Raw genomic sequence first — 15,224 nt, 5'->3', positions numbered from 1 at the left:
TAGAGGGTGTTTACAAACGTAGCGAGCGATGGTCAGGCAAGGCGAAATCAGCCGAAAAAGCGGAGTGTACGAGTTGTACATGAGCATTTTGAGGCTGAGTTCAACGCCGCATGACCGAGCGTAGTAGTTTGTAAACATCCTCTTATTCGAGCGGCGGAATGCGTGCGACAAACTTGCCTTTGATGCCGGCCGGCCAGGTACGAAACGGCACCTGACCGGTGTCCGACTGCTGATACTTGCGGCTGTAATCGAGCAGCGCCTCGGCCGCCTCGCGCTCGGGCTGAAAGTCGCCGAGCACATAGGCGATCTTGCCGGGCGCTTGCAGCACGGCGGTGCAGTGCCGCTGGCAGGCCATCAGGCAGCGCGTGCGCTTGATCGTCAGGGGCGGCGCGCCGGCGGCCAATTGCGCCTGCAACAGCCCCTCGACCTCGGCGGCGAACAATTCGCCCTTGCGCGTGGCGCTGGGCATGTCGGCATCCTGGCCGCAGGTTTCGCAGAGCAGCAGCGTGGTGGTCATGGTTGCTCCTGAAATTTGAAGTCTTGAGGTTGCGCGCCCTGAGATTGCGGGGTTTGCGGGCGGCAGGCCCAGGGCAGTACGAAGCGCTGCTCCTGGTGCTCGCCGAGCATCGCCTGGACTTGGTAGACCTGCTGCAGGTTCTTTGGCGTCAGCACCTGGCGGGTGGTGCCGCACTCGACCACCCGGCCCTGGTCGAGCAGCAGGATGCGGTCGCAGAAGCGGCTGGCCAGCGTCAGGTCATGCAGCACTACCAGCGCCGCCTTGCCCTGGGCGCATTGCTCGCGCAGCAGTTGCATCACGTTCAATTGGTGGAAGGGATCGAGCGCCGCCACCGGTTCGTCCGCCAGCAACAGCGGGCTGCCGACCGCCAGGGCGCGGGCCAGCCGCGCGCGGGCGCGCTCGCCGCCGGACAGCTGATCGAAACGCCGCTGCGCCAGTTCGCCCAGACGCATCTGCGCCAGGGCCTGATCGATAGCCGCCTGGTCGTCGCTGCGCAGGCGCTGCGTAAGGCCCCAGTTGCCGCGGTGCGGCAGGCGGCCGAGGGCGACATAGTCGCGCAGGTGCAGCGGCCAACTGCTCTGGTCGCCCTGACCCAGGTACGCGCAGCGCAGGGCGCGCTCGCGCGGCGACAGGCTGCTCAGCAGCTCGCCATCCAGGCGAATCTCGCCCTGATACGGCAGCAAGTGAGCCAGGGCCTTGAGCAAGCTGCTCTTGCCGGCACCGTTGGGCCCGATCAGGCCGAGCAGTTCGCCGGCGCGCAGGTCCAGCGAGACCCGCTCGACCAGACGGCGGCCGTCGATTTCGACGCAGACTTCATTCAGGCTCAGCATGGCGATGCCAGTCGCTGGCGCAGCACCAGCAGCAGAAAGAACGGCGCGCCGATCATCGCCGTGACCACGCCGAGCATCAGCTCCTGCTCGCCGCTGACCAGGCGCAGCAGGATATCCGCCGCCAGCAGCAACACCGCGCCGCCGAGGGCGCTGCTCAGCAGCAGGCGCGAGGGATGGTAGGCGACCCACTTGCGCAGCAGGTGCGGCACCACCAGGCCGATAAAGCCGATAGCCCCGGTCACCGCGACGCTGGCACCGACGCACAAGGCGGTGCCGACGATGATCTGCACGCGCAGGCGCGGCAGGTTGACGCCGAGGCTGCTGGCCTCGTCTTCGCCGAGGGTCAGGGCATCGAGTTGCGGGCCGCAGGCGAACAGCAACAACAGGCCGGCGGCGATAAACGGCAGGCACAGGCGGATATCGGCGAAGCTGCGGTCGCTCAGCGAGCCCATCAGCCACAGCACGATGTCCTGCACGTCGGTGGGATTGGGTGCCAGGTTGATCGCCAGCGAGGTCAGCGCCGCGGCCAGCGACGACAGCGCAACGCCGCAGAGAATCAGGGTCAGGTTGCTCGCGCTGCGCCGGGCGATGGCATAGAGCACCAGGGTGGTCAGGGCCGCGCAGCCCATCGCCGACAGCGGCACCAGCCAGGCGCTCAACCCGCTCAGGCCGTAATACAGGCAGAGCACCGCGCCCAGGCTGGCGCTGGAGCTGACCCCGAGCAATCCCGGTTCGGCCAGCGGGTTGCGCAGCAAGCCTTGCAGCGCCGCGCCAGCCGCGCCGAGCGACATGCCGACAAGGATCGCCAGCAACACCCGCGGCAAACGGATCTCGTTGACGATGACCTGCTGCTGCACCCGCACATCGGCCAGGTCCGCACCGGTCGCCGCCGAGGACAGCAGCGCGCGGCCGATATCGCCGAGGGCCAGCGGCACCGAACCGATGCTTAGCGACAGCAGCAACAGCGTTAGCAAGGCCAGCATCAGCAGCAGATTGAGCAGGCTCGGGGCAATCCGACTCATGGCTGCGCCTCGCTAGCAGGCTGTTGAAAAACTACCTGCATTGCCGATGCGTCGTTAAAAACAGGCTCGGAATGCTCATTTACAACCCGTAAACTCCGCTTCCTCGCCTGTTTTTGCCTAGCCTCGGCTGCCTCGCCTACGTTTTTCAACGGCCTGCTGGCCAGGCTCAGGGCATCCAGCTGCGCGGCCAGCTCTTCGGCGGCGTGGATCAACTGCCAGTCGCTGCAGCCCCAACGGTTACCGCTGATGCTCAGCACCGGACGCGTGGCCATCAGCTGTTGCAGGCGCTGATGGCGTGAATAGGCGGATTTAGCGTAGCCGTTGTCGATCAGCATATCGGCGCTGACGAAGACGTCCGGCGGGCTGTCGACCAGGTCTTCGAGGGCATAGCGGCTCCAGCCGGAACGGCCGAGGCTGGCCAGGTGATTGCGCAAGCCCACCGCCTGGAACACCGTATCGACATAGGTATTGGCCCCGGCGCTGCCGCCGTTGGCGCGCAGATAAAGCGCGCTGAGCGGCCGCGGGCGCTGCTGCAAACGCGCCAGGCGGGCCTGCACATCGGCAACCAGTTCGTTGCCGGCGGCCTCACGGCCGATCTGCCCGGCGACCCAATTGGTGCTGTCGAATATCTGCGGCCAGGTGGTCGGGTAAGGCACCACCAGCGTCTTGATGCCGTGACGCTTGAGCAATTCGGCCTGGTTATGCGCCTGCCAGCGCCGCGAGGCGAGGACGATATCCGGGTGCAGGGCGATGATTTCTTCCGCCGTGGCGTCGTTGGCTGGAAACTCCCGGGCCTGTTCGGCCATCGAGGAAATCCGCGGGTCCTGGCTCTTGCGCGACACCGAGAGCAGCTGCGCGGGCGCGGCCAGGCTCAACGCCAGCATATCGGCGCAGAGATTGGTCGAGACCACGGTCGGCAAGGCCGCGGCCCCGGCCCCGGCCAGCGGGGCACACAGCAGCAACAGCAGCGGCAGGACGCGCACGCGGGGCATCAAAAATCGATGCCGGCCTGGGCTTTGACGCCGGCGTTGTAGGCGTGTTTGACGTCGCGAATTTCGCTGACCGTATCGGCCAGTTCGATCAGCTCGGGCTTGGCCGCACGGCCGGTGACGATCACGCTCTGGCCGGCCGGCCGGGCGCGGATCGTCTCGATCACCATGTCCGCATCCAGGTAGTTGTACTTGAGCATGTAGGTCAGCTCATCGAGCAGCACCAGGTTCAGACTGGGGTCCGCGAGCATGCGTGCGGCATGCACCCAGGCCTCGTCCGCGGCGGCCTTGTCGGCGTCCCAGTTCTGCGTGTCCCAGGTAAAACCGGTGGCCATGGCGTGGTAGGCGACCTGCGCGGCGTTCTGCCGCAGATAGGTGACCTCGCCGGAGGCCTGGGTGCCCTTGATAAATTGCACCACGCCGACCTGATGGCCATAGCCCAGGGCGCGATACAGGGTGCCGAAGGCCGAGGTGGTCTTGCCTTTGCCGTTGCCGGTGATCAGCACGACTATGCCGCGCTCTTCCTGGGCTCTTTCGATCCCGGCATCGACCACGGCTTTCTTGCGCTGCATGCGCTCGGCATGGCGCTGTTTTTTCTCATCATCGATCATGGGTCGCACTCCGCAGCCGCATAAAAACCATCGCGCAGGGCGACGGATCGAGCGCAACCGCGGGGAGCTGGCGCGATGCACAGGCATCGAACCCTTGATGACGACTACTGAGGGAAGACCGCCCGAAACGCGGGCATGCAACAGCACCGGCAACCACCCACACCCCGGGGTACGCACCTTGTTTCGATCAGGCCGGTCTTCTGGCTCACCTTCATCCGAAGTCCGCGCCTTCCCGGGCGGTTGGCCCAGTGGCGTGTGGCGGCTTCGTCAGGTTCTACAGCAGCGGGGGCTGCGCCGGAATACTCAAGGGATTACTCCCAGAGGTCACCGGACTTCCCGTTTCAGCCCGTAGCGCGATTGCGCACGGGGCACCTGTTCGTTGGCCGGCAGGGTAGCGCAGTCGGCACCTTCCGGCAATTCGCCGCGGTTGACGGACTTCGCGCATCATGGTCAGCTAGCGGGCTGTTTCAGGTGTCTCGCGTCATGGCGCGAGGTGAAACGGGAAGCCGGTGGGTTCGATCCGCAAGGTCGAGCGAGTCCGGCGCTGCCCCCGCAACGGTAAGCGTACGCAAGGTCGTCATCGCCACTGTGTCCTAGGACATGGGAAGGCCGACCTCCACTGTCCAACCGACAGTCGTCGCAAGCCCGGAGACCGGCCTGAAACCTGTTTGGCAACCCGCGGTGGGCGGGGCGCGCCGAAATCGGGTTCGTTCCGCTGTCCGCGCTCGCCCGCTTTTGTGCTGCTTCCCTTCCTCGCGTGGCCGTTTTTCGACTCCCAGGAAGGTTCAAACATGTCCACCAGCACGCTGTCCGCCAGCCCCGCGCTTGCCCTGCCCCTGTCCCAACGCCTGATCCTCGCCATCGGCAGCTGCCTGCTCGGTGCCGCGCTGATCTTCTGCGCCGGCTTCGCGCCGATGGAAGTCCTGCATAACGCTGCCCACGACGCCCGCCACAGCGCCGCTTTCCCCTGCCACTGAGGATTCGACAATGATCAAGCGAATCGCTCAAACCGCAGGTTTTGCGGGGCTGCTGGCCGCGCTACTGCTGACCCTGATGCAGAGCCTATGGGTCACACCGTTGATTCTCGAGGCGGAAACCTATGAAAGCGCCGAGCCGGTAGCCGAACACAGCCATGCCGCCAATGCGGCCCATGATCATCATCATGACGCGGACGCCTGGGCACCCCAGGATGGCGCACAGCGCACCCTGTTCACCGGACTGAGCAATCTGGTGGTGGCGGTAGGCTTCGCCCTGATGCTCGCCGGCCTCTACAGCCTGCGCGCGCCGGGCCGTACCTGGCAGGGACTGCTCTGGGGCCTGGCAGGTTTTGCCACCTTCAGCCTGGCACCGGCTATCGGCCTGCCGCCGGAACTGCCGGGCACCGCCGCAGCCGAGCTGACGTTGCGCCAATACTGGTGGGTCGGCACGGCCGCCAGCACCGCCGCAGGTCTGGCCCTGCTGGCGTTCGGCGGGCAGTGGTGGCTGCGCGTCCTCGGCCTGCTGTTGCTGCCCCTGCCCTACCTGGTCGGTGCACCGCAGCCCGAAGTGCATGAAAGCCTGGTCCCGACAGCCCTGAGCCAGCACTTTATCTTTACCTCGCTGCTGGTCAATGCGCTGTTCTGGGCCGCTCTCGGCCTGATCAGCGCCTGGCTGTTCAGCCGTGGGCAACAGGCGAGCTGAACAGGCCGGTGAGCGCTTTCTGTAGCACGGATGCAATACGGGAAGATGTAAAGCCCCGCACATCACCGCCGGATTTCATCCGGGCTACGGGGTTCAGCGCACGGTAACCGACGCAGGCCATACAGGCTTGCGTCGACCTTGCCGCGGTTGTCGACTATGGCGATTTCGCCGCCCAGTTCACGCAGGCGCGTGTTGATATCGCTGGCGTACAACTGCTTGAGCCACAGCCGATAAGCCATGCCCTGCCCCGCATCCAAATAACGGTGCAGTTCGGCCAGGCCGAACGTCCAATGGCCCGGCTCACAGCTGAAGCCTTGGGCGCGCAGTTGTTCCAGCACCTGCGCATCGCCGCGCAGCACCGCTTGGCAACAATCGAGAAACCTCTGCAACAGATCGCTCATGGACCTTTACTTGATCTTCTCGGCGATCCAGATGGTATGCCGGGTGCCTTTGTTGCCGTGGGCGTAGACCTGCACTTCCTCGACCTTGAAACCGGCCTTGCGCACCTTGTCGGAGAACTGCCGGTCGGCGCTGGCCGACCATACCGCGAGCACGCCTTTGGGCCGTAGCGCCTGGTGGCAATGCTGCAACCCCTGCGCCGAATACAGCCAGCTATTGCGCTTCTGGGTCAGCCCCTCGGGGCCGTTGTCGACATCCAGCATAATCGCGTCGTAGCGCTGCCCGGCGTTCTTCAGGCAGTTGGCCACATCGTCCTGAATTACCCGGGTACGCGGGTCGAGCAGCGGATAACCGGCCTTCGCGCCCAGCGGGCCGCGATTCCACTCCACCACCCCGGGCACCAGTTCGGCGACCTCGACCTCGGCGGTCTTGCCGAGGTTCTGCAAGGCCGCCGCCAGGGTGAAACCCATGCCCAGACCGCCGATCAGCACCCGTGAATCCGGCCGCCCGGCGACCTTCTTGCAGGGAATCGCCGCCAGGGCGTCTTCCGAGCCGTGCATGCGGGTGTTCATCAACTGACCGCCATCGCCGCCGGCGATCTTGATCACAAAATCCTCGCCATATTCGAACAGGCAAAGCGCTCCCGAACCATCGGGAATCGGGGCGGTGTCGAGCAATACAAAGCGCTTCATGGCGGTCTCGTCGGGCAGTGGAGGCGATCGGGTAGCGCACGATACAGCAGTCGCGCCTCAGCCCCCAGTCAGCATATGCCCGACGATACCGAGCATGAAGCCCAGCAACGCACCGAGCGACGGTGCCCAATGCTTGTTCAGCTTGGCCTGCGGGGCGATATCCTGGAACACCGAATAGAGAATGCCGCCAGCGGCGAACAGCATCACCGCGGCAACCACTTGTGGCGAATCATCCAACCATAAATAACCGGATACGCCCGCGAGCGGTCCAAGCAATGCCGCTGCCGCGAACAGCATCAGGAGACGTTTGCGGCTGTAGCTGCTGGCGCGATGTATCTCGCGGTAGGCATTGAAGCCCTCCGGCAGGTTCTGCAGCGCCATCAGAATGGCCAACAACATCGCGCCCTTGCCGCCATGGGCAAACGCCGCGCCCAGGGCCAGGGACTCGGGAATAAAGTCGCTCAACATCGCGGCCATCTGGCTGGCGGCGGTTCTGCTCCGAGCCAGAAGGATATCCAGCCCCATAAAGGCCACGCCGCCAGCACAGAACCACAGAGCGGCCGCCGTCGGCTCGAAGCGCACGATCGCTTGCGGCACCAGCACCAGTGCCACGGCGGCCAACAGCGCACCTCCACCGAAAGCGACCACCCCGTGGCGCAGCTCATTCTCCAACCAGCGCGGACGGATACGTTCGACGCTGGCAAAAGCCGCGCCGAGGGGCATGGCCATACCGGCCAACAGGGTATACGCCACCACCATCCATAGAGAATCCACGGTCACCTCACCTGCCAGTCGGGGGCTATCAATATCCCCCATTGCGCCGCCAACTCAAGCGCAGGTTCCATCGATGCAGATTGATAACGACATCGAGTGCCAAGCCATGGCAACTTCGGGCCAATGCCGATTATGCTCTGAGCCTTGCAAACCTAGGCGGGTCAAGGCAAGCACCGCCCACGTAGAACCTTTTTCAAAGGACGCACGCCATGCCCCTCGCCCAACTGATCACCGCCGCGCAGCTACAGCAACGCTTGCAGCGGCCCGACCTGCTGATTCTCGATTGCCGCTTCGCCCTCGATGACCCGGCCTATGGCCAGCGCAGCTACGGCGAAGGGCATATCCCCGGCGCGCAGTTCGCCGATCTGGAACGCGACCTCTCCGGCCCCATCCATAAGGGTGTAACCGGCCGCCATCCCCTGCCGGATGCCGCGCAACTGCTGCAGCGCCTGCGCGACTGGGGCCTCAATGAAACTAGCGAGGTGGTGCTGTACGACGACGGCCCCGGTGCCTTTGCTGCCCGCGCCTGGTGGCTGCTGGCCTGGCTGGGCAAGCGCGAAGGCGTGTACCTGCTCGACGGCGGCTTGAAGGCCTGGCGCGAAGCCGGTGGTGAGCTGAGCCAGGAGCTGACAACACCGGCACCCGGCGATTTTGCCGGCAAGTCCGACGCCAGCTTACTGATCGATGCGCACCAGCTGCTGCAAGGTTTACCCGACCCGCGCTTGACCCTGCTCGACGCCCGCGCCCTGCCTCGGTTCAAGGGCGAGGTGGAACCCCTCGACCCGGTCGCCGGGCATATTCCCGGAGCCCAGTGCGCGGTGTTTACCGACAACCTGGACAGCGACGGCTATTTCCTCGGCAGCGCGAAACTGCGCCAGCGCTTTGCCGCGCAACTGGGCGAGCGCCCGGCCAGTGGCCTGGTGGCCTACTGCGGTTCGGGCGTGACCGCCTGCCACAACCTGTTCGCCCTGTGCCTGGCCGGCTATCCCCTGGCGACGCTGTATGCCGGCTCCTGGAGCGAATGGATCACCGACCCCGACCGCCCGGTGGCCACCGGCGACTGAAGCCAGGCCGGGGGGCTAAGCACCAATTGGAATATCGGTCATAACCGAAAGCTGAAAACAATTTAAAAACAGCCCTTTACAGCGCAAAGGTCGCACTAAACTTCAACACAAGCGGCTAACCCCGCTTCCGGTGGGGCCTTTATCAAAACAAGCAGACGCTGCCAGCGCCCCGGCCCCATCGGCGACCTGTCGCGAGGGCTATATGGGAATTGCCGCCTGCGAGTTCAGTCAGTACGTCATTCGGCCCACCTTGATCTACCTGGGCCGCCACTCCGCCACCGCCGAAGCCCTGCTCCTGGGAGCCGCCGCCAGCCAATCCGGGCTGGGCGCGGGACTCGATGACAAGCACGGCCACGGCCTCTACCGCATCGCCGCCCTGCGCCACCAGCAGCTCTGGGACCAGCACCTGGCCCGCGACCCGGACCTGGCCAGCAAGATCAGGGGGCTGGCCAGCCAGCATGCCTTTCTCGCCGCCCCGCACCTGGAACTGACCGTCAACCTGCGCTATGCCACGGCAATTGCCTGGATGCTGATCGAGACGGACGCCTGCGAGCTGCCCGCCGCCGACGATCTGCTCGGCATGGCCCAGATCTGGCAACGGGTATTCAGACCCCAGGGCCGGCCGCGGGACTTTATCGCCGCCTGGCAGCGCTATATCGGCCGCGTCAGCCAGGTGGCCTGAGGTCGAGGCAACGAGCATTATTGTCCGACAATTTCACTGCATTTAGCAGAAAATGGCCGCACTTTAAAGGCTTTTAACCGCTCTATCCCGGGAACTCAAAGGCTTGGCAAGGGTCATGGAAGGTTGCTAGTTTCCGCCCCCCGCTAAACCCTAGGAGTCCTCCGTGACCAGAAGAGTCGTCAAGACCTGCCTGTCCCTTGCCCTTGCCTCTGCCGCCAGCCATGGCCTTGCCAGTGGTTTTGCCATCAACGAACAAAGCGTCAGCAGCATGGGCACCGCCTTCGCCGGCCGCTCCTCCTCGGCCGATGACGCCAGCACCGTATTCGGCAACCCGGCCGGCATGGCGCGCATCAAGCGCGAACAGATCAGCGGCGGCATTGCCCTGATCCACGCGAAAACCGATATCGACAACGCCAGCGGCTCCACCCCTGGCAGCAATGACGGCGACATGGTGCCGTTTATCGGCGCGCCCATGGGTTATTACGTCAAACCGCTGGACGACAACTGGAGCTTCGGCCTGGGTCTGTATGTGCCGTTTGGCCTGGTGACCGATTACGAACGCAACTTCCAGGGCCGCTATCACGGCGACCGCAGTGAAGTGCGGGTGATTACCCTGCAGCCGACCCTGAGCTATCGCGTCAACGAGCACCTGTCGATCGGCTTCGGCCCGACCCTCAACCGCATCGACGGCGAGTTGACCTCGGCCGTCAACAACCCGATTCCCGGCGCGGGTGACGGCAAGGTCGAAATCAAGGGCGATGACACGGCGCTGGGCTACAACCTCGGCGTGCTGTTTGAAATCACCCCACAGACGCGTTTCGGCCTGACCTACCACTCCAAGGTGGATTACCGCCTCAAGGGCGACACCACAGTGTCCGGCCCGGGCTTCGTGTTCGGTTCATCGGCCGGCAGCTACGACGCTTCGCTGGAGCTGACCACCCCGGAATCGGTGGATTTGTCCGTGACCCACGAGTTGAATGCCGACTGGACCCTGTACGCCGGCAGCACCTGGACCCGCTGGAGCCGCCTGGAAGAAATCCGCGCCGACAACAAAGGCGTAGGGGGCTTGCTGGGCGGGGCCCTGACCAGCATCAGCGAGCCGCAGAACTGGCACGACACCTGGGCCCACGCCGTGGGTGCGGCCTATAAACTGAACCGCCAATGGACCCTGCGTGCGGGCCTTGCCGTGGACCAGTCGCCAACCAATAACGCCGACCGTTCGCCACGCATCCCCAGCGGCGACCGCACCATCCTCAGCCTGGGCGCGGCCTGGAGCCCGAATGAGGACATGACCGTCGATCTGGCCTATTCCTATCTGATGGAAGACGACGCCGATATCGAGAGGGACGACTACCGCTCAACCTACAAAAACACCGCCCATGGTCTGGGCACACAAGTGACGTACCGCTTCTAATTCGGCACGAACTTTGGGGTACACTCGCGCAGCGATGACAATTATAAAAATGCCGCGTGAGACGACCATGACTGCACTCTGTACTGCCCTGCCGGAGCGGCTCTGCCTACTGCTGGTGGATGACCACAGGATCTTTCTCGATGGCCTCAGCCTGGCCCTCGCCCCTCTTTGCGCCGACCTGCAGATCCATACTGCCGAAACCGCTGCCGCCGCCGAAGCCTGCCTGCAGCACGCCGATTTCGACCTGATCCTGCTGGACCTGCGCCTGCCCGACATGCCCGGCCTGGAGCTGCTGCAACGCTGGCAACAACAGGGCCGCATGACCCCGGTGGCGATTCTCAGCGCCAGCGACTCCAACCTGGATGCCCAGGCCGCACTGGCCGCCGGAGCACTGGGTTTTATCCCGAAAAGCGCCAACAGCAACGAGCTGCGTCAGGCCGTGACCCGCGTGCTGCTGGGCGAAACCCTGCCCGCTCCCGCCGGGGCCGAAAAGGCCCAGCTGACGCCGCGGCAGATGGAAATTCTGCGGTTACTGGCCGACGGCCTGCCGAACAAGTCGATCGGCCGGCAACTGGGGGTGGCCGAGGACACGGTCAAGACCCATCTCAAGACCCTGTTTCAGGAACTCGACGTGCACACCCGCACCGCCTGCGTCAGTGCGGCGCGTCAGCGCGGCTGGCTATAGGGTCCGTTGCGGTTTCGCCGCGAGCCGCCTGGCGCGCCGGCAGCAGCACCGCCAGGGCCTGACGCAGGCGGGCCGGCAGCACGGGTTTGCCCAGCAGGGTGATATGCGCCGGCAGGCAGCGCTCCTGCAACTGACTGCTGATATCGGCGGTGATCAACAACGCCGGCAGCATCAGCCCCGCCTCTTCACGCAGACGCTCGATGGCGGACAGGCCATCCGCCTTCGCCGCCAGGCGGAAATCGCTGATCAATAGCTGCGGCTGGGCCTCGTCCAGGCACAGCAGGGCGGCCTCGAGGTCGGCGCAGGCCCAGACCTCGCAGCCCCAGCGCCGCAATAACCCGGCCAGCGCTTCGCGCCCGGCACCGTCGTCCTCCAGCAGCAGTATCCGCCCGCTCGGGGCCGCCACCGCCACCTGCGTTGCCAGCCGCTCGCCCGCCTCGGCGCGCGGCAGTTGCAGCACGAAGCGCGCGCCTTGCCCGGGGCTGGAATGCAGCCGCAGCGGGTGCTCGAGCAGCTCGGCCAGCTGTTTGACGATGGCCAGCCCCAGGCCCAGGCCGCGCTCGGCATTGCGCCCGGGGTTATCCAGCTGCTGAAACTCCTCGAACACCCTATCCTGCTGTTCCGCGCTCAGGCCGCGGCCATCGTCGCCCACCTCGAGCAGCACTTCGTCCCGCTCGGCCCGTGCGCGCAGCCAGACCTGGCCTGCCTGGGCGTGGCGTAGGGCGTTGGCCAGCAGGTTGCGCAACACCCGCTCCAGCAGCAGCGGATCGCTGCGCACCCAGAGTTCCTCGCACTGCAGTTGCAGGGTAACGCCCTGGGCTTGGGCCTCGGCCCGGCTCTCCTCGCTCAGCCGGGCCAGCAGCGGTGCCAGGGCGACTACCTCGAGCTTGACCTGCACACCACCTGGCAGGGTCATGCGGCTGTAGTCGAACAACGACTGCAGCAGGCGACTGAGCTGCTCCACCGAGGTTGCCAGGCGACTGCTGATGCGCTGCGTGCCGGCCTCCTGGCTCTGCTCCAGCAGGTGCTGGGCATACAGGCCCATGGCATTCAGCGGCTGACGCAGGTCGTGGCTGGCGGCAGCAAGCAGACGCAGCTTGCGTGCATCGTCGGCCTCGGCACGCTGGCGGGCCAGGTCGAGCAGGCGCAGGTTGAGCCAGGCACCACGCTGGCCATGCTCCTGCAGGTAGGCACCGATACTGCCGATCAGGTTGGCGCAGACCAGAAACAGGCCCTGATAGGCCAACTCCGAGCCGGCCTCGGTCAGCAGCAGGCCCAGGCCAAGAAACAGCGCGCAGATGCCCCAGGCCGCGGCGCTGACGGCCCGAAACGACACCCCCAGCAGCACATAGCCGAACATCAGCACGAGGAACAGGCCGTCGTAAGGCATGGCCACGCCCAGCCCCCAGCAGACATAGATGATCGCCACCACACAGGCCCCGTTGAGCCCGTAGGCGGCGACATAGGCCAGCAGGCTGAGGTGCGGGTCGCTCTGGGCACGCCGACAGTAAAAGAAGCTCAGCGTCACCCCGAGCATCGCCAGCAGACGCAGGGGCACGCTGGTCAGGCCCACCGCCAGGGGCAGGAACAGCAGATCGAGGATGCAGTAGATCAGCTGAAAGATCAGCGCGGTGCTGACGATCAGCAGCAGGCGGCGGCGAATGCGCTGCACTCTATGGCCAACGAAGCCCTCTTCCAGCTCCGGCACGAAGCATAGACGGCTGTAGCCGCGGCGCTGCTGCGCCAGCAGCAGACGCTCTTCCTGCTCCGGGGTCATGCCCATGGGGCTCCGGGATTACAAACCCGAGGTCTCGCTGTCCTGCTGTTTGCCGGCAATGGCGTCATAGGTTTCCACCCGGTGCTGGTCTTCGGCGCTGAATAGTCGCTGGCGCAAACGCTGCTGCTCGCGCTGCCGATCCGCCGGGCTCAGGCCATTGCCCTGCAGGCTGGCCAGTTCCTCTTGGTACTGGCCATAGCGTTGTTGCCAGGCCCGCTCGTTGCGCTGCTCGGTGAGCAAGCGCTCGACCGTAGGTGGATCATAGGTCAAGGCGAGGAACTGGCGCACCTGCTCCTCGCTCGCGCCCTCTTGCCACAGCTGCTCGCTGCGCGCCTGTTGCGCCTGCGCCTGGCTGTGGCGCTCCTCGCTGGCACGCATGGCCGCCGGCAGCTGCTCGCGCAGGCGCAACTGGGCCTGGGCCTTGCCTTCGTCGCCAAGATCGTCGCGGGTGAGCAGCGCCAGGTTATCCAGGGTGTAGCGGGCATAGGCTTCTTCGGCACCGAACAGGGCCTCCACCGCGGCCGTGGAAAAATGCCCACGGCGCAGCTCGGCCAGCTTGTCGAATGCCTGCTGCAGGGCGGCCAGCTGCGACTGCGGTTGCGCCTGCTGGGCAGCGCTCAGCGGCTGTTCGAGCAGCGCCAGACTGGCGCGTTTGTAATCCATATAGTCGCCCAGCAGGCCGATAAACTGCCCCAGGGCCGGCTCCGCCAGGCGTTGGCCAGCATCGGCCAGCATGGCTTCGACGGCCGCATCCAGCCCGGCGCTGTCGGCGGCGCTGAGGAAGTAATCGAAATAGTCGCGCACCCCGAGGTTCAGGCGCAGATTACCGGCACTGTCGCTGGCCAGTTCGCCGTCCACATCGGTGCCCTGCAATCCGGGCAGTTGTGCGGCGATGGGCACAAGCGCAGCGGCCGGCGCGGCGGATGCCAGCAAGGGGCTGGGCAGGCTGTCGGCACTGGCTGCGGGGGTGGGCTGGGGCACGGCAAGTTGGGCCACCGGGGCAGGCTCCGGCCATTGCCAGTAGAGGGTCAGGCCGCCGACACAGAGTGCGGCGACCAACAGTAAAAGGATATGACGCGAGGGAAAGGGCATGGCAGCTCCAAGGCGGGCCGCACAAGGCGGCCCGCAACAACAGGTCAGACGCCTTTGTTCTTCAAGCGGTTGGCATGCTGGCGATACAGCGAGACCGGCTCGGTCCAGCCGCGGATGCCGAACAGGTGGTTGATCGCATCGACGTGGTTCATGTTGTAGCTGTCACCCAGCACCTGGCCCAGGTAGGTGGAGCAGACGCCGACCAGGCCGTCGTTCTTCTCGCTGCCGAACGCCAGGCCGGTGATGGCCAGGAACGGATCGACCGCATCGAAGATGTTGGTGTAGGAGGTGTTACCGGTCCAGGAGAAGTAGCGGATATTGTGCCCACGCACGTTATGCACTTCGGTGGACTTGGCGCAGTAGCTGCTGTTGTTCACGCCCCAGGGGTGGCGGCTGTTAAGCGCGGCGGTGCCGGCGGTGGTCAGGGTTTTCAGCGCGTCGATGCCGCTCTGCGGGTTGCTGCTGCCGGACAGCAGATTGATCACCGCGCCCAGGGCGTTGGCCAGAGCATTGGCACCGCCTTCGATGGCGCTGTTGGGTGGAATCGCGCCGCGCAATACGTCGGCCACCTTGGAGCCCTTGTTGACGCCGTTGATCGAGGTCACCGATGCCACCAGATCGGGCCGCAAAGAAGCCGCGACCCGCGAGGTCGGCGAGCCCTGGCTGTGACCGATCAGGTTGACCTTGCCGCCGTTGGCACCGGCCCAGGGCACGATCTGCTGGGCCAGCGCGGCACCGCGCTGCTCGCTGTCGTTGAGCGCCGAAACGCTGGCGACATAAACCTTGGCCCCATCGCGCTCGAGGTTCCAGGGAATGGTATGGAAGTAGTTGATCAGACCGCCGATGGTGTCGAAGCCGGTCACCCCGTGCACCAGCACGATGGGGTATTTGGTCTGGGTGTAGCCGGCCTGGGCTTCGACCGCGCCGAGCAGGGCGCAGGCGGCGAGAGCAGTTGAAATAACGCGACGCATGGGTGCCTCCTTGTTTTTCTTGTGG

General features: G+C 65.4%; 17 protein-coding genes and 2 riboswitches. Of the genes, 6 read left to right on the top strand and 11 right to left on the bottom strand.

Going from position 1 to position 15,224, the window contains the following annotated elements; all coding sequences use genetic code 11:
• Positions 1-142: 142 nt before the first annotated feature.
• From AACY13_RS21225 to cobO, 5 genes are read right to left on the bottom strand one after another with little or no spacing between them, the layout of a single operon-like run.
• On the bottom strand, positions 143-517 hold the full coding sequence (locus AACY13_RS21225) for a DUF1636 domain-containing protein (protein ID WP_339463563.1): 375 nt from the start codon (positions 515-517) through the stop codon (positions 143-145).
• Positions 514-1,347 (bottom strand): ABC transporter ATP-binding protein, encoded by an 834-nt coding sequence (locus AACY13_RS21220; protein WP_339463562.1) that lies wholly within the window; start codon positions 1,345-1,347, stop codon positions 514-516. The genes AACY13_RS21225 and AACY13_RS21220 overlap by 4 nt, the downstream gene beginning before the upstream one ends.
• Positions 1,341-2,369, bottom strand: a complete 1,029-nt coding sequence (locus AACY13_RS21215; protein WP_339463561.1) for a FecCD family ABC transporter permease — start codon at positions 2,367-2,369, stop codon at positions 1,341-1,343. Before AACY13_RS21215 ends, AACY13_RS21220 begins: the two co-directional genes overlap by 7 nt.
• A complete protein-coding gene (locus tag AACY13_RS21210; protein WP_339463560.1) occupies positions 2,366-3,361 on the bottom strand; it encodes an ABC transporter substrate-binding protein in 996 nt (331 codons plus the stop codon). The genes AACY13_RS21215 and AACY13_RS21210 overlap by 4 nt, the downstream gene beginning before the upstream one ends.
• On the bottom strand, positions 3,361-3,969 hold the full coding sequence (gene cobO / locus AACY13_RS21205; protein ID WP_339463559.1) for a cob(I)yrinic acid a,c-diamide adenosyltransferase: 609 nt from the start codon (positions 3,967-3,969) through the stop codon (positions 3,361-3,363). The genes AACY13_RS21210 and cobO overlap by 1 nt, the downstream gene beginning before the upstream one ends.
• A 173-nt stretch (positions 3,970-4,142) precedes the next feature.
• Positions 4,143-4,360, bottom strand: a riboswitch (cobalamin riboswitch).
• A gap of 61 nt (positions 4,361-4,421) precedes the next feature.
• Positions 4,422-4,644: riboswitch (cobalamin riboswitch) on the top strand.
• Positions 4,645-4,760: 116 nt separating this feature from the next.
• Between cobO and AACY13_RS21200 the strand changes: the two genes are divergently transcribed.
• Entirely contained in the window at positions 4,761-4,946 is a 186-nt protein-coding gene (locus tag AACY13_RS21200) for a CbtB domain-containing protein (protein ID WP_339463558.1), read from the top strand.
• Positions 4,947-4,956: 10 nt separating this feature from the next.
• Positions 4,957-5,649: a CbtA family protein gene (locus tag AACY13_RS21195; protein ID WP_339463557.1), complete on the top strand. Its 693-nt coding sequence runs from the start codon at positions 4,957-4,959 to the stop codon at positions 5,647-5,649.
• A gap of 62 nt (positions 5,650-5,711) precedes the next feature.
• On the opposite strand, the gene AACY13_RS21190 is transcribed toward AACY13_RS21195, so the two are convergent.
• From AACY13_RS21190 to AACY13_RS21180, 3 genes are read right to left on the bottom strand one after another with little or no spacing between them, the layout of a single operon-like run.
• Positions 5,712-6,050 carry a hypothetical protein gene (locus AACY13_RS21190; RefSeq protein WP_339463556.1) on the bottom strand — a complete coding sequence of 113 codons (339 nt, stop codon included), beginning with the start codon at positions 6,048-6,050 and terminating at the stop codon, positions 5,712-5,714.
• Between the two features lie 6 nt (positions 6,051-6,056).
• Entirely contained in the window at positions 6,057-6,740 is a 684-nt protein-coding gene (locus AACY13_RS21185) for a spermidine synthase (protein WP_339463555.1), read from the bottom strand.
• Between the two features lie 57 nt (positions 6,741-6,797).
• Positions 6,798-7,514, bottom strand: a complete 717-nt coding sequence (locus AACY13_RS21180; protein ID WP_339463554.1) for a ZIP family metal transporter — start codon at positions 7,512-7,514, stop codon at positions 6,798-6,800.
• 209 nt (positions 7,515-7,723) lie between these two features.
• On the opposite strand from AACY13_RS21180, the gene AACY13_RS21175 reads away from it, so the two are divergent.
• The 4 genes from AACY13_RS21175 (at position 7,724) to AACY13_RS21160 (ending at position 11,359) form a co-directional block, all read left to right on the top strand.
• The gene (locus AACY13_RS21175; protein WP_339463553.1) at positions 7,724-8,578 is read left to right on the top strand and encodes a sulfurtransferase; all 855 of its coding nucleotides are present in this window, start codon (positions 7,724-7,726) and stop codon (positions 8,576-8,578) included.
• 202 nt (positions 8,579-8,780) lie between these two features.
• On the top strand, positions 8,781-9,260 hold the full coding sequence (locus AACY13_RS21170; protein WP_339463552.1) for a hypothetical protein: 480 nt from the start codon (positions 8,781-8,783) through the stop codon (positions 9,258-9,260).
• Between the two features lie 163 nt (positions 9,261-9,423).
• Positions 9,424-10,674, top strand: a complete 1,251-nt coding sequence (locus AACY13_RS21165) for an OmpP1/FadL family transporter (RefSeq protein WP_339463551.1) — start codon at positions 9,424-9,426, stop codon at positions 10,672-10,674.
• A gap of 67 nt (positions 10,675-10,741) precedes the next feature.
• On the top strand, positions 10,742-11,359 hold the full coding sequence (locus tag AACY13_RS21160; protein ID WP_339463550.1) for a response regulator transcription factor: 618 nt from the start codon (positions 10,742-10,744) through the stop codon (positions 11,357-11,359).
• Here AACY13_RS21160 and AACY13_RS21155 read toward each other — a convergent pair.
• From AACY13_RS21155 to AACY13_RS21145, 3 genes are read right to left on the bottom strand one after another with little or no spacing between them, the layout of a single operon-like run.
• Entirely contained in the window at positions 11,328-13,142 is a 1,815-nt protein-coding gene (locus tag AACY13_RS21155) for a hybrid sensor histidine kinase/response regulator (protein WP_339463549.1), read from the bottom strand. The genes AACY13_RS21160 and AACY13_RS21155 overlap by 32 nt on opposite strands.
• Positions 13,143-13,154: 12 nt before the next feature.
• A complete protein-coding gene (locus AACY13_RS21150; RefSeq protein ID WP_339463548.1) occupies positions 13,155-14,228 on the bottom strand; it encodes a lipase secretion chaperone in 1,074 nt (357 codons plus the stop codon).
• 44 nt (positions 14,229-14,272) lie between these two features.
• A complete protein-coding gene (locus tag AACY13_RS21145; RefSeq protein WP_339463547.1) occupies positions 14,273-15,199 on the bottom strand; it encodes an esterase/lipase family protein in 927 nt (308 codons plus the stop codon).
• Positions 15,200-15,224: the final 25 nt, after the last annotated feature.

The sequence above is a fragment of the Pseudomonas sp. EA_105y_Pfl2_R69 genome, from assembly GCF_963970915.1.
Taxonomy (GTDB): Bacteria; Pseudomonadota; Gammaproteobacteria; order Pseudomonadales; family Pseudomonadaceae; genus Aquipseudomonas.
The sequence above is the reverse complement of the archived record's forward strand: the minus strand, read 5'-3'. Positions and strand labels throughout refer to the sequence as shown.

Coding starts and splice junctions, on each gene's coding strand:
- AACY13_RS21190 (WP_339463556.1), bottom strand. CDS start 6,050: ATGAGCGATCTGTTGCAGAGGTTTCTCGATTGTTGCCAAGCGGTGCTG.
- AACY13_RS21225 (WP_339463563.1), bottom strand. CDS start 517: ATGACCACCACGCTGCTGCTCTGCGAAACCTGCGGCCAGGATGCCGAC.
- AACY13_RS21155 (WP_339463549.1), bottom strand. CDS start 13,142: ATGGGCATGACCCCGGAGCAGGAAGAGCGTCTGCTGCTGGCGCAGCAG.
- AACY13_RS21145 (WP_339463547.1), bottom strand. CDS start 15,199: ATGCGTCGCGTTATTTCAACTGCTCTCGCCGCCTGCGCCCTGCTCGGC.
- cobO (WP_339463559.1), bottom strand. CDS start 3,969: ATGATCGATGATGAGAAAAAACAGCGCCATGCCGAGCGCATGCAGCGC.
- AACY13_RS21220 (WP_339463562.1), bottom strand. CDS start 1,347: ATGCTGAGCCTGAATGAAGTCTGCGTCGAAATCGACGGCCGCCGTCTG.
- AACY13_RS21185 (WP_339463555.1), bottom strand. CDS start 6,740: ATGAAGCGCTTTGTATTGCTCGACACCGCCCCGATTCCCGATGGTTCG.
- AACY13_RS21200 (WP_339463558.1), top strand. CDS start 4,761: ATGTCCACCAGCACGCTGTCCGCCAGCCCCGCGCTTGCCCTGCCCCTG.
- AACY13_RS21175 (WP_339463553.1), top strand. CDS start 7,724: ATGCCCCTCGCCCAACTGATCACCGCCGCGCAGCTACAGCAACGCTTG.
- AACY13_RS21215 (WP_339463561.1), bottom strand. CDS start 2,369: ATGAGTCGGATTGCCCCGAGCCTGCTCAATCTGCTGCTGATGCTGGCC.
- AACY13_RS21160 (WP_339463550.1), top strand. CDS start 10,742: ATGACTGCACTCTGTACTGCCCTGCCGGAGCGGCTCTGCCTACTGCTG.
- AACY13_RS21195 (WP_339463557.1), top strand. CDS start 4,957: ATGATCAAGCGAATCGCTCAAACCGCAGGTTTTGCGGGGCTGCTGGCC.
- AACY13_RS21210 (WP_339463560.1), bottom strand. CDS start 3,361: ATGCCCCGCGTGCGCGTCCTGCCGCTGCTGTTGCTGCTGTGTGCCCCG.
- AACY13_RS21170 (WP_339463552.1), top strand. CDS start 8,781: ATGGGAATTGCCGCCTGCGAGTTCAGTCAGTACGTCATTCGGCCCACC.
- AACY13_RS21150 (WP_339463548.1), bottom strand. CDS start 14,228: ATGCCCTTTCCCTCGCGTCATATCCTTTTACTGTTGGTCGCCGCACTC.